At 63.1% G+C, this 13,527-nt stretch carries 10 protein-coding genes; 4 read left to right on the forward strand and 6 right to left on the reverse strand.

Annotation, left to right across the window (positions count from 1 at the left end):
- From ACNOHI_RS22165 to ACNOHI_RS22190, 6 genes are all read right to left on the reverse strand, one after another.
- Positions 1–595 (reverse strand): tripartite tricarboxylate transporter permease (locus ACNOHI_RS22165; RefSeq protein WP_420476889.1); only part of this gene is annotated, 595 nt, incomplete at its 3' end.
- Positions 596–606: 11 nt separating this feature from the next.
- Entirely contained in the window at positions 607–1,068 is a 462-nt protein-coding gene (locus tag ACNOHI_RS22170) for a tripartite tricarboxylate transporter TctB family protein (protein WP_420476890.1), read from the reverse strand.
- Positions 1,069–1,151: 83 nt separating this feature from the next.
- Positions 1,152–2,729 carry an aldehyde dehydrogenase (NADP(+)) gene (locus ACNOHI_RS22175; RefSeq protein WP_420476891.1) on the reverse strand — a complete coding sequence of 526 codons (1,578 nt, stop codon included), beginning with the start codon at positions 2,727–2,729 and terminating at the stop codon, positions 1,152–1,154.
- Between the two features lie 32 nt (positions 2,730–2,761).
- A complete protein-coding gene (gene kdgD / locus ACNOHI_RS22180) occupies positions 2,762–3,673 on the reverse strand; it encodes a 5-dehydro-4-deoxyglucarate dehydratase (protein WP_420476892.1) in 912 nt (303 codons plus the stop codon).
- Between the two features lie 97 nt (positions 3,674–3,770).
- Positions 3,771–4,754 carry a Bug family tripartite tricarboxylate transporter substrate binding protein gene (locus ACNOHI_RS22185; RefSeq protein WP_420476893.1) on the reverse strand — a complete coding sequence of 328 codons (984 nt, stop codon included), beginning with the start codon at positions 4,752–4,754 and terminating at the stop codon, positions 3,771–3,773.
- Positions 4,755–4,796: 42 nt separating this feature from the next.
- A complete protein-coding gene (locus ACNOHI_RS22190; RefSeq protein WP_420476894.1) occupies positions 4,797–5,732 on the reverse strand; it encodes a 2-hydroxyacid dehydrogenase in 936 nt (311 codons plus the stop codon).
- A gap of 99 nt (positions 5,733–5,831) precedes the next feature.
- Here ACNOHI_RS22190 and ACNOHI_RS22195 point away from each other — a divergent pair, with 99 nt between their 5' ends.
- The 4 genes from ACNOHI_RS22195 to ACNOHI_RS22210 all read left to right on the forward strand — a co-directional run bounded on the left by ACNOHI_RS22195 (position 5,832) and on the right by ACNOHI_RS22210 (position 13,421).
- Positions 5,832–6,770, forward strand: a complete 939-nt coding sequence (locus ACNOHI_RS22195; protein ID WP_420476895.1) for a LysR family transcriptional regulator — start codon at positions 5,832–5,834, stop codon at positions 6,768–6,770.
- A gap of 311 nt (positions 6,771–7,081) precedes the next feature.
- Complete coding sequence (locus ACNOHI_RS22200; protein ID WP_420476896.1) at positions 7,082–9,358, forward strand: putative bifunctional diguanylate cyclase/phosphodiesterase; 2,277 nt, start codon at positions 7,082–7,084, stop codon at positions 9,356–9,358.
- Positions 9,359–9,386: 28 nt separating this feature from the next.
- Entirely contained in the window at positions 9,387–11,861 is a 2,475-nt protein-coding gene (locus ACNOHI_RS22205; RefSeq protein ID WP_420476897.1) for an EAL and GGDEF domain-containing protein, read from the forward strand.
- A 255-nt stretch (positions 11,862–12,116) separates the two neighbouring features.
- Entirely contained in the window at positions 12,117–13,421 is a 1,305-nt protein-coding gene (locus ACNOHI_RS22210) for a dicarboxylate/amino acid:cation symporter (RefSeq protein WP_420476898.1), read from the forward strand.
- The last annotated feature ends 106 nt before the right edge of the window (positions 13,422–13,527 follow it).

Consider the following 13,527-nt stretch of genomic DNA (forward strand, 5'->3'; position numbering starts at 1 on the left):
GCGGCAGGTCGAAGGTGTAGCGCGGCGTGCCGGAGTTCACGTCGGTGCCGACCAGGCCCAGCAGCAGGCCGAGCACGATCATGCCGATGGCGCGCAGCAGCGATCCATGCGCCAGAACGACCGAGGCGACCAGACCAAGGACCATCAGCGAGAAGTATTCAGCCGGACCAAAGGTCAGCGCCAGATCTGCCAGCGGCGGCGCGAACAAGGCCAGCAGGACAGTCGCGACAGTACCGGCGAAGAAAGAACCGATAGCGGCTGTGGCCAGTGCCTTGCCGGCGTGGCCGTTACGCGCCATCTGGTAGCCGTCGATCGCGGTGACCACCGATGACGATTCACCCGGCAGGTTGACGAGAATAGCGGTAGTGGAACCGCCGTACTGTGCGCCGTAATAGATTCCGGCCAACATGATCAGCGAGGAGATCGGCGGCAGAGAGAAGGTGGCCGGCAGCAGCATCGCGATTGTGGCGACGGGACCGAGGCCGGGCAGAACGCCGATGGCGGTGCCAAGGAACACACCGATCAGGCAGTACAGCAGGTTGGAAAGCGTAAGGGCGGTTTCGAAACCAAGACCCAGGTTGCTGATAATTTCCATGACGTCTTCCCTTAGAAACCGAGCCAGGGCCCGAACATCGGCATCGGCAGGCCAAGCGCCTTGACGAAGACCAGCACGCAGAACACCGCCATCCCCACCGCCAGCAAGAGGTAAGGGCCAAGCTTGAACTTGATGCTGGCATAGCCGCCGACCAGGATCACCAGCATGACGCTGACCGCCATGCCTGCACCGCGCATGAGAAGGCCGAACACGACGACCGAAAGCGTGACCAGGGCAATTTCACGCACGGCCAAATGGCCGACCGGGCTGCCGGCTTTAAGCAAGGACCGGATCACGGCCACCAGCCCGATCAGGGCGAGCAATGCGCCGAGGACGGTGGGAAAGTAGGCTGGTCCCATCCGGCCTGCCGAACCCATGGAGTAGTCGCGGGCAATGATCATTGCCGCAAGCCCGGCCACAACGAAGATGACCCCGGAGAAGAAATCCTTCGGGGCTCGAATGACAGAAGACATGTTGGTTCCTCTTGTTGAATGGTTCTGTGGACCATTTTCATCATGGCCAGACGGCCTGCAGGTGGCAGGCCGTCCGGTTGAACTTATTTAACTTCCGGCTTTCCATCCACGCGCCGCGGGATGTCCAGCACGTTGCCGTCCTGGAGCGCCGCCGGCAACAAGGCTTGCGGCAAGTCCTGGTAGCAGACCGGGCGCAGGAAACGCGCAATCGCAAGACTGCCCACCGAGGTCGACCGTCCATCCGCTGTCGACGGAAACGGACCGCCGTGCACCATGGCATGACAGACCTCCACCCCCGTACCGAACCCGTTGACGAGGATGCGGCCGACCTTGCGTTCCAGTACCGGAAGGAAGCGTCGCGCTGCCGCGTGGTCTTCCTCGTCGATGTGCAGCGCCGCGGTCAATTGCCCGTCGAGCGCTTCCACCACCTCGCGCATGGCGGCCTCATCCGGGCAGCGCACGATGAGTGAAGCGGCACCGAACATTTCTTCCTGCAGGTCGTGATTGCGGAGGAAATCCTGCGAGGACGTCGAGAAGACTGCCGCCTGGCACTGGTAGCGTCCGCCGGCCTGGCCGCGCGCGACTGTGTCGACCTTCGGATGCTGTTCCATCTTCGCGACACCGGAGGCGTAGGCGTCATGGATTCCCGGCGTCAACATGGTTGCGGCAGCCGACTCCGACGCTGCCTTCCCGGCGGCCGCGATGAAGTCGTCCAGCGCGGGGCCGTCGATGCCAAGCACGAGTCCCGGGTTGGTGCAGAACTGCCCCGCGCCGAGCGTCAGGGAAGCCACAAAGCCCTTCGCAATCTCCTGCCCGCGCTTCGCGAGCGCATTTGGAAAAAGCAGGACGGGATTGATGCTGCTCATTTCCGCATATACGGGAATCGGCTCGGGCCGCGCCGCCGCCACGTTCATCAGGGCCACGCCGCCGCGGCGCGATCCGGTAAACCCAACCGCCTTGATGCGCGGGTCGGCCACCAGTTTCTGGCCGAGGTCGTAGCCGCTGACGAACAGCAGCGAGAACGTCCCCTCCGGCATGCCGCAACTCCTGACCGCGGCCTGGATTGCGCGCCCGACCAGCTCCGAGGTGCCCGGATGCGCGGAATGCGCCTTGACGATCACCGGGCAGCCGGCCGCCAGCGCCGAAGCGGTATCGCCGCCGGCAACGGAGAACGCGAGCGGGAAATTGCTTGCGCCGAACACCACGATCGGGCCAAGCGCGATCTGGCGCAGGCGCAGGTCGGCGCGCGGCAGCGGCTGGCGTGCGGGCTGTGCCGGGTCGATGCGCGCATCGAGATAAGCACCGTCGCGGACCACCCCGGCAAACAGGCGCAGCTGATTGACCGTACGCATCCGTTCGCCTTCGATGCGCGGGCGCGGAAGCCCGGTTTCGGTCATGCAGCGCGTGACCAGTTCGTCGCCGATGTCGAGGATGTTCTGTGCGATCTGCTCCAGGAAGGCCGCACGCGCCGCGGGCGTCGTTTCCCGATACGTATCGAAGGCCTCGGCGGCGAGCGCGCAGGCTAGCGCGATCTGCTCTTCCCCTGCTCCGCCGAAGTCCGGCGAGATCGGCTCCCCGGTCTGCGCGTCACGCGCGACGACGGCGCCGTTGGTGCCGCGCACTGCCGTACCACCGATTAATAGTTCACCTAGTATTGCCATGATGGTTTCCGATTGATGAGAGAGATTCGCGCTTATTGCGGGCCAAGCTTCTGGATCAGCGCGCGCAGCTCTTCCATTTCCGCTGCCTTCAGGTCGGAAAGCGGCGGGCGCACCGGGCCGGCGGAATGGCCAACGATGGTCGCGCCTGCCTTGACGATGCTCACCGCATAGCCCTGCGTGCGGTTGCGGATCTCCAGGTAAGGCAGGAAGAAGTCCCGGATGATGCGGTTGGTGGTCTCGGTATCGTTTGCAGCGTGCGCGTTGTAGAACTCGATCGCCGTGCGCGGAATGAAGTTGAACACGGCCGACGAGTACACCGGCACGCCCATCGCCTTGTAAGCACCCGCGAATACTTCCGCGGTCGGCAGGCCGCCGAGATAGGCGAAGCGGTCGCCCAGTTGCTGGCGGATCGCGACCATGGCTTCGATATCGCCGATGCCGTCCTTGAAGCCGACCAGGTTCGGGCAGCGATCGGCGAGCTTCTTCAGGGACTCCGGCGTGAGGCGGCATCCGGCGCGGTTGTAAACGGTGACGCCGAACTTGACGCTGCGGCAGACGGCTTCCACATGGGCGACCAGGCCTTCCTGGCTCGCTTCGGTCAGGTAATGCGGCAGCAGCAGGATACCCTGCGCGCCGAGGCGCTCGGCTTCCTGCGCGTACTTGATGGCGAGCGTGGTGCCGCCGCCCGCGCCGGCGATGATGGGCATGCGGTCCCGGCAGGTGTCGATGGCCGTCTTGACCACGGCGGAATATTCGCCGGGTTCCAGCGAGAAGAACTCGCCGGTGCCGCCGGCGGCGAACAGCGCGGACGCGCCATACGGCATCAGCCATTCAAGACGCTCGGTGTAACGGCCCGGGTTGAAGGAGAGATCGCTGTTGAAGTCGGTTAGCGGGAAGGACAGCAGGCCGCTTTCGAGGATGCGTTTCAGTTCTTGAGGATTCATTGCTTGCCTTTTAAGGTGAGTTGGTTCAGGGCGAACGGCTCCCTGGCCGCTCGCGCCATGTTTCAGTTGAACAGGGGTGGAAGGCTGTCTGTGGGGATCAGTCCAGCGTGATCTTGGCGTCGGCGATCACCTTGCCCCAGTGGGGAATCTCCGATTTCATCCAGGCGGAGAACTCTTCCGGCGAGGTGACATGGGGCTCGGCGCCTTGCGCCGCCATCTTTTCGACGATCTCAGGCATCTTCACGATCTTCGCCATCTCGGCATTCAGCTTGGCGATGATCGGCTTCGGCACGCCGGCTGGCGCCATCACGCCTTGCCAGCTGCCGGAAACGAAGCCCGGCACGGTCTCGGCAACGGTTGGCACGTCCGGCAACTGCGGCAAACGCTTCTTGCTAGAGACGGCGAGCAGGCGGATCTTGCCGGTCTTCACATGCGGATACGTGGCAACCATGCCGTTCATGGTCGCGTCGATCTGGCCGCTGATGAGGTCGGTCATGGCCTGCGCGCCGCCCTTGTAAGGAATGTAGCCCCAGTCTGCGCCGGTGCGCTGGGCGAACAGCACACCGGCAAGATGCGCGGCGCTGCCGTTACCGGCCGCGGCGGCGAAATTCAGCTTGCCCTTGGTCGCTTTCGAGTGGGCGATCAGCTCGGCGGTGGTTTTCACCGGTAGCGAGGAACTAGTCACGAGCAGGTGCGGCGAATAGGCGAGCATCCCCACGGGTGTCAGGTTCACCATCGGGTTGAAGGGCAGCTTCGGATACAGGCTCGGGCTGATGGTCAGGTTGCCCATGTCCATCAGGAGCAGCGTGTAGCCATCCGGCTCGGCCTTGGCGACGAGGTCAGCGCCGATATTGCCGTTGGCGCCGGGGCGGTTGTCGACGATGACCGGCTGTCCCCAAGCCTCGGTCAGCTTCTGGCCGACCATGCGGGCCAGTACGTCGGACGTGCCGCCGGCCGGGAATGGCACGACGATCTTGATCGGTTTGCTGGGATAGTTGGCGGGCGCGCCTTGCGCGAAGGTGGCGGAAGTTGCCGTGAAAGCGCAGACGGCGGCGATTGCGGCCAGGGTGAATCTCTTCATCGAAGTCTCCTCGATTGGTTGGATTGCGGATGTTTGTCGTTATTAAATCAGTGGCGTGACCAGTTCCCTTGTCGCGAAATACGCGCGGAGATTGGCAAGCACCAGGTCTCCCATCGCGCGACGTGTTTCTTCGGTGCCGCTCGCGACGTGCGGCAGGACGACCACGTTGTCCAGTCCGAGCAGCTCGGCCGGCACGTGCGGTTCGTTCTCGAACACATCGACTCCGGCGCCGGCAATCGAACCGGCCACCAGCGCTTCGACCAGGGCGCGCTCGTCGACGACCGTGCCGCGCGAGACATTGACCAGGAAACCTTTCGGTCCGAGCGCCTGCAGGATGTCGCGTGAAATCAATCCCTTTGTGCCGTTGCCGCCGGCCACCGCGACGACCAGGAAATCGGCCCATTCCGCTAGCGCCGCCAGCGACGGTTCGTAGCGGTACGGCACCTGCGCCGGCCCGCGGTTCGTGTAGGCGACTTCCATGTCGAATCCGGCTGCCCGCTTCGCGATGGTTTGTCCGATCCGGCCGAGGCCGACGATACCCAGCCGCTTTCCGCTGACGCGCGAGGTCACGGGGTAGCGCCCTTTCGCCCACTCACCCCTGCGCACGAAGCGGTCTGCAGCCGAAATGCCGCGTGCAACGTCGATCAGCAGGCCGAATGCGAGGTCGGCCACGCAATCGTTCAGCACGTCGGGCGTGTACGCCACGCGCACCCCCCTCTCTTTCGCAGCCTCCAGGTCGAGCTTGTCGAAACCCACGCCGAAACTCGAGATGACTTCGAGATTCGGCAACGCGGCCATCAACTCCGCGCTTGCGCCGACCGGCGCCGAGGTCACAAGCCCCGAGAAGCGCGCGCCGTGCCGCGCAAGGAATGCCTGCGGCTCCGGCTCGGCCCACAGTCCGTGCACGTCGAATTCCTCAGCAAGCATGGACTCGAGCGCGGGCAGCAATCTTCCGTTCTGCAGGATCGTTTTCTTCATCGGGACGCCTGGTGCTTATTGCAAGTGATGAAAGTGTAGTGAACGGAACGATATTCGTCTAAGCTAGATCCTGAATTGATTAATACAGGAATTGAATCGATGTTCGAACTGTTCCAGTTGCGCTGCTTCGTCACGCTCGCCGAAGAACTGCATTTCGGCCGTGCCGCCGCACGCCTCTTCATGACGCAGCCGCCGCTGAGTCGCCAGATCCAGCTGCTGGAACATGCACTCTCGGTCAAGCTGCTCGAACGCACCAGCCGCTCGGTTCGCCTGACGGCCGCCGGGCAGGTGTTCTACCGGGACGCGCAATCCATCCTCCGCCACGCGGAACAGGCCGCCGTGCTGGCCAGCCGGATTGAAAAAGGCGAAGCAGGAAGGGTCACGGTCGGCTTTACGGCGGTCGCGGGCTACGATCTTCTCCCGCGCGTCATTTCAGCCGCGCAACAGGCGTTGCCGCATATCGACATCGTGCTCAAGGAACAGGTGTCCAGGGAGCAACTGGATGGATTAAGTTCGGGTGCAATCGATATCGGCTTCGTCCGCCCCCTGGTCAATGACAAGGCCATCGAGCAACGCCTCCTGATGCGCGACCCGCTCGTGCTCGCCCTGCATGCAGGCCACAGGATGGCGCGGAAAAAGGCGGTCCGGCCGGAAGACCTGCAGGACGAACCCTTCATCATGTATGCGCCGCATGAGGGCAAATATTTCTACGACCTCGTTGTCGGCCTGTTTGCCGCGTCCCGGATTCAGACGCGCCACGTCCAGCATATCGGCCAGACGCATACCATCCTGGGCCTGGTACGCGGCGGCGTCGGACTGGCGATCGTCCCCGCGTCGGCAATGAACCTGCCTTTCCGGGATGTCGTGTTCAAACCCGTGTGGCAGTCCGATATCTTTGCCGAACTCAACCTCGCCTGGCGGGCGGAACATAACAACCCTGCGGTCGACACGATGACGGCGTTCGTCCTGTCCCGCTTCCAGAACCATGCTTTGGACCGGCACAAAAACGATAATCCGCAGCTACATCAGTTGATATAACGCAACTGAGAGTCATCTCCTTGATCGCCAGATGGTTGCGTTGCCATATGGAAATGATATAGTTGGCGGACAATAAAATTTGGGTATTCACCCAAATACGTATAAACAATGGGGCCAACAACGTGAACCCGACGAGGAGATGACATGAACCACGCTGTTGCACAAGATTTCTTTCCGCCGCCTGCCGCCTGCACTGACGCCGACGCGCATTTGCATCCCCTTTAGAACACTGCCCCCATACCGTCGACGCGACCGCGCTCCGCTTGCCCGGCGCCAGTTCCCTCTTTCCGACAATCCGTCAAAGGTACCCCATGCCCGACGATGCAAAGCAGACCGTGCAGGAAGCGCTTCAGCAGAAGCGGCAGCAGCTCCGCATGCGCCGCTTCGGCATGGCTGTGCTATCGGCGTTCGTCACCTATGCCACCTTGTCGATCCTGCAATTTCACGGATTGGTCGATAGCACGGCCCTGACGCGCAGTGCGGTATTTACCGCGCTGGTGATGACGGGCTTCTTCATCGCCTTCCATACCGGCATCAACCTCAAGGCGAAAGACCCCAGCCTGACCGCCGCGCAGATCCTGATGGCGGAGATGGTCATCCTGCTCCTGCTGCACGGCTCCGAAGGCGCGCGCTCGGCGATCTCGGCCTACCTCACCGTGCCGCTGCTGTTCGGAATTTACCGATTTTCGACGCGCAAGCTGATGAAAATGGCGATCGCCGTCATCGCGCTGTACGCGATGATGGTGCTCTTCCTCTGGCTGGACGGCCTGGACGGCACAGGACTCGCGGTCGAAATCGGCAGGCTCTCCGTAGTGGCGACCGTGCTCATCCTGATCGCCTTCGTCGGCGGCCATATCAGCCTTTTGCGGTCGCGGCTCCATGACAGCAAGGTCTTTTTCGAAACCATCTGGGACACCTGCACCGACGCCGTCGTCGTCACGGACGCGGACGGCCGCGTCATCTATGCCAATCCGTCCCTGTGGACCGTGTTCGGTTACAACCCTCAACACCTCGTCGGCAGCCATGTTAGCCGGCTTCAACCGAACGGCATCGGACCGGACGCCTCGCTCGCACATGCGATGAACGCGCTCGGCCCCGGCAACGACAAGGTCATTCGCGAGATCGAGGCGCTGCATGCCGGCGGCGCTCACTTCCCGGTCGAAATCACGCTCGGTCACGCCAGGATGAACGGCCGCGACATCCGCGTCGCCTTCCTTTCCGACATTACCGAGCGCAAGGCGGCAGAAAACCAGATTCGCCATCTCGCCCACCACGATCCCCTGACCGGGCTGCCCAATCGCATGACGCTGCAGGAACGCCTGGAGCACGCGATCGCGCACGCACGGCGCAAGCCGCAGGACCTGTGGGTGCTCTTCCTGGACGTCGATCGTTTCAAGCTCATCAACGACAGCCTCGGCCACCGCTGCGGCGACCTCGTCCTGACCACGATCGCGGCGCGTCTCATGGAGTGCTGCCGGGATACGGATACGGTGGCGCGCCTTGGCGGCGACGAGTTCGTCGTCCTGCTGGAAGGCACACCGAGCGCCGAACTGTCCGTCGTTGCGGTGGAAAGGATCATGGATGCGCTGGCGCGCCCGATGTTCGTGGATGGTCACGAACTGGCGCTCACGCCCAGCATCGGGATCGCCGTCTATCCGCAGGACGGGGACACGCCCGACCAGCTGGTGGAGCGCGCCGATGCCGCCATGTACCGGGCCAAGCAGTCCGGTCGCAATAATTTCTGCTTTTACACGACGTCCATGAACGACGTCGCGCTCTCGCGCCTGCAAATGGAAAACGACCTGCGCAATGCGCTGGCGGCCGGCGAATTCCTGCTCCATTACCAGCCGCAGTTCGACGTCGGCAGCGGCGCGCTGTCCGGCGTCGAAGCCCTGCTCCGCTGGCACCACCCGCGCGACGGCATCACGTCTCCCGCCGAATTCATCCCCATCGCCGAGGAAACGGGACTGATCGTGCCCATCGGCGAGTGGGTGATCCGCGCCGCCTGCGAACAGCAACGGGCCTGGGCGCAGGCCGGGCTGCCTCCGCTGCGCATTTCCGTCAACCTCTCGCAGCGCCAGTTTACGCAATCGGATCTCGTCGACACCATCGCCCGCATCCTGCAAGAGACGAACGCCGTGCCGCAACTGCTCGAATTCGAGATCACCGAAAGCACGCTGATGGGCGACGTCGACCATGCGGTACGCCAGCTGCGCCAGTTGCGTGCGCTCGGTGTCCATCTGTCGATCGACGATTTTGGAACCGGTTATTCCAGCCTTGCCTTCCTCAAGCGCTTCCCGATCGAGATCCTGAAGATCGACCGGTCCTTCGTGCACGACATGCAGCAGGACAGCGACGCCCGCGAAATCGTCCACGCGATCGTCTCGCTGGCGAAGACGCTTCGGCTGGAGGTTGTCGCGGAAGGCGTGGAGGACGCGGCGCAACTGCGCGTTCTCCGGGAGATGCAGTGTGACCGGGTCCAGGGCTTCCTGCTCGGACGTCCCGTGGAGGCCCGGCAGATCGCGGAACTCGCCGCGCCCGAAACGGAAAAGATGCAATCGAGCAAGATTAAGGTATTTGCCTTATAGTATCCGTCGACAACTTCGGCTGGCCTCCATGACCACATCCACCCCGTCGAACGAACAAGAACATACCGCCCTGCGCCGTCTTGCCGATAGCGCCAGCACCATCGTCTGGGAGATGGACGTGTCCGGACGTTTTCTCTACCTCGACCCGGAATCGGCGGCGGTCGTGGATCCCGGCTCCTTCCGCATTGCCGACTGGTTGAAGTTCATTCACCCGGACGATCAGGCCCAGGCGCGGGCGGCAACCATCCATGCACGTGAACATGTCGAGAAATACAGCCTGGAGTACCGGCTCGTTGCTTCCGACGGCAGCGTCCGCTGGGTGTCCAGCACGGCCGCGCCACGTGTGGCGGCGGACGGCAAGCTGCTGAGTTTCACCGGCACGATCGTTGATATCACCGCCCACCACGCGATGCGCGAAATGCTGCTGCGCAGCCAGGCCGAGCATCGGCTCCTGACGGAAAACGCGGGGGACATGGTGTCCTACACTGACGCTCAGAACCGGTATGTCTATGTCTCCCCTTCACACGAGGAATTCACCGGGTACAAGCCGGAAGAACTCATCGGCCAGCCCCTGTCCCGTTTCCTGCATCCGGATGACCTGGCAAAGGCGGCGATCAGCTCGGCAAGCCAGCCCGGTGGCCTGATCACGATCCGCGCCAAGCGCAAGGATGGCTCCTGGTTCTGGATCAGCACCAGCACCCGCGCGGTGCGCGATCCGCAAAGCGGCGAGTACCGCGGCATGGTCGCCATCGCGCGGGATATTACGCGTCAGCTTGAAGCCGAGCGCGAACTGGCGCGCAGCGAGGAGCGCTTCCGCAGCCTGACGAAACTGTCGGCCGACTGGTACTGGGAGCTGGACGCCGCCGGGCGTTTCACGTATGTGTCGGAAGGCATTTCCGAGCGTATCGGCGTACAGCCCGGCGAAATCCTCGGCACCCATATCACGCAAACCGTCCATGACCGGACCCAGCCCGGCGTGCGCGAATTCTCCGCACGGTTTGCGGCCCGCGAACCCTTTCGCGACCTCGTCGTCGCCGTGTCCCTGATCGGCTATCCCGGTATCGTGCGGCACATTCGCATCTCCGGAGAGCCCTTCTATGAGGATGGCGTGTACAAGGGCTATCGGGGAACGACGTGCGACGTCACGCGCGAGGTCCGGACCGCGCACGAGCTGCACCGCCTGGCGACACGCGATTCACTGACGGACCTGCCGAACCGCGGCGAAATGGCGGCGAAGCTCAATGAACGCATCCACGACCGTCGCGGCGCGCCGCCGCAAGGCATCTTCTTCATCGACCTCGATCGTTTCAAGGAAGTCAACGACTCCTTCGGGCACCAGTGCGGCGACGCGTTGCTACAGGAAATCGCCACCCGCATACGCATGACGCTGCGGCCGGAAGATATGCTGGCGCGGCTGGGCGGCGACGAGTTCATCCTGCTTGCCAACTGCCGGCGCGGCCGCGCCTCCGCGCACCGCATTGCCGAAAAGATCATTGGCGCATTGTCCACACCGATCACCGTGGAAGGCCGGGAAATCGCGGCCTCGGCGTCGATCGGCATCAGCATGTTCCCCGACGACGCCAGGTCCAGCGGCGAGCTCTTGTCCTGCGCGGACACCGCCCTGTATCGCGCCAAGGCGGAAGGCGGCGCGCAATACTGCTTCTTCACCCAGCGCATGCAGGACGAGAGCCGCCGCCGCCTCGCCCTGATGAACGACATGCGGCACGCGATCGAGCGCAACGAGCTGGTCCTGCATTTCCAGCCTCGCGTCGGCCTCCAGTCGTTCACCCTGACCGGGATGGAAGCCCTGGTGCGCTGGAACCATCCGACGCTGGGACGGATTCCTCCGCTCGAATTCATCCCCCTGGCCGAGGAAACCGGCTTCATCAATGAAATCGGCGCCTGGGTCGTGCGGGAAGCGTTGAAGCAGGCGCGGCTGTGGATTGGACAAGGCGCGATACCTTTCCGCGTGTCGGTCAACATTTCGCCGCGCCAGCTTCACTCCCGCGACATTGTTGCGCAGGTGAAGGAAGCCCTCGAACTGCATGGACTGGACGGTTCGATCCTCGAGTTCGAGATCACCGAAAGCGCCTTGATGACCGATATGGAAGCCAGCATCGAAGCCATGAAGACGTTCCGCGACATGGGGGTGCGGCTGAGCATCGACGACTTCGGCACCGGCTATTCTTCGCTGTCCTACCTGCGCAAGTTTCCGGTCGATTGCCTGAAGCTGGATCGGTCCTTCCTGGCCCAGGAGCACTTGCAAAACGTGAATCCGCTGATCCTCGCCGAGTCCATCATCAAGCTCGCCCACGCCCTCGGCCTGAATGTCGTTGCCGAAGGCGTGGAAACGGTCGACCATCTGCGTTTCCTCACGACGACCTCATGCGACGAGATCCAGGGCTACGTCATCAGCAAACCCGTTCCCGCGGACGAATTCGGCCGCTTGTTCGACGGGATCGCCTGCGAACTTCCGGATTGCGTCTGCAAGGAAGAACGATAGCGGCAGCGCCACCCCGTTCGGATATCCGAACGCACTGCGCCGCGCGCATTCGGAAATCCGTCGCCCGCGCCCGAGGCCCGAGAAGCTTTTTCCATAAAAATCAGTTAGTTGCCCTTTCCTCTTCGGGCATCCGGTACTGGCATGAAGCATGCTGAATAGAAAGTCACCTGAGCCCGTGACGGCAGGTCCCGAGAAGCTGTCACGGATTTCCTGTATGACTTTCTACCGCCCGGAGACGGCAAAGGACTTCTGAAGATGAAAAGGATCAAACTCACCACGTGGATCGGCATTGCCATGGTTGCCGGCATCGCCGTCGGCTATACGTGCAACGCGCTGGCGCCGGATGCGGCCGCGGCGAAGAACATCGCCAGCTACTTTTCCATCGTCACCGACATCTTCCTTCGCCTGATCAAGATGATCATCGCTCCGCTGGTCCTCGGCACCCTCGTGGCCGGCCTGGCAAGCATGGGCGACGCCAAGGCCGTGGGCCGCATCGGCGGCAAGGCACTGGGCTGGTTCATCGCCGCATCGTTCTGCTCCCTGATGATCGGCCTGGTCATGGCCAATGTACTCCGTCCGGGCGACTCCGTCGGCGTGCCGCTGCCGGATGTGGGTACGGCAACCAACCTGAAAACCGCTTCGCTCAACCTGAAGGATTTCATCACCCACGTTTTCCCGAAGAGCATCTTCGAGGCGATGGCGCATAACGAGATCCTGCAGATCCTCATCTTCTCGCTGTTCTTCGGCATCGCGCTGGGCCAGATCAACAACCACACCACGAACAGCCTGGTGAAGACCACGGAAGACCTGGTCCACGTCATGCTGAAAGTGACCGACTATGTGATGCGTTTTGCACCGATCGGCGTATTCGCCGCCGTGGCCGCCGTCATCACCACCCAGGGCCTCGGCATCCTCGTCGTCTACGGCCGCTACATGGCCAGCTTCTTCCTCGCGCTTGCCACGCTGTGGGTGCTGCTCATCACCGCAGGCTATTGCGTGCTTGGCAAGGACGTGTTCCGCCTCCTGAAGCTGATCCGCGGCCCGATGCTGGTCGGTTTCTCGACCGCGTCCAGCGAATCCGTCTATCCGAAGCTGATGGAACAGCTGGAAAAGTTCGGCATCAAGGACAAGGTCACTGGCTTTGTCCTGCCGCTGGGTTATTCCTTCAATCTGGACGGCTCGATGATGTACACCGCGTTCGCCGCGCTGTTCATCTCGCAAGCCTATGACCTGCCGCTGACGCTGGGCCAGCAGATCACCATGCTGCTGGTGCTGATGGTGTCCTCCAAGGGCATTGCCGGCGTGCCGCGGGCATCGCTGGTGGTGGTAGCCGCCGTGCTGCCGATGTTCGGCCTGCCGGAAGCCGGCCTGCTGCTGGTGCTGGGCGTCGACCACTTCCTGGACATGGGCCGCACGGTGACCAACGTGCTGGGCAATGCCATCGCCACCGCCGTCGTCGCCAAGTGGGAAAACGCCATTGATCCGGTTAGCGAGGAAGTCGCGGAAGCGGACGAAACCCTCCCGCAACCCGAGCCGATCGCCATCGCCAAGGCAGCCTGAACCCGGCCGGCCCGCACGGGCCGGTTTTCCTACTCCGCCCGGATTGCAGACGCAACCGGGCGGACCGCCATTCAAGGCATAATTCGGAAATCCGAACGCGCCTTTC

This window comes from Noviherbaspirillum sp. ST9, assembly GCF_048799745.1.
Lineage (GTDB): Bacteria > Pseudomonadota > Gammaproteobacteria > Burkholderiales > Burkholderiaceae_D > Noviherbaspirillum.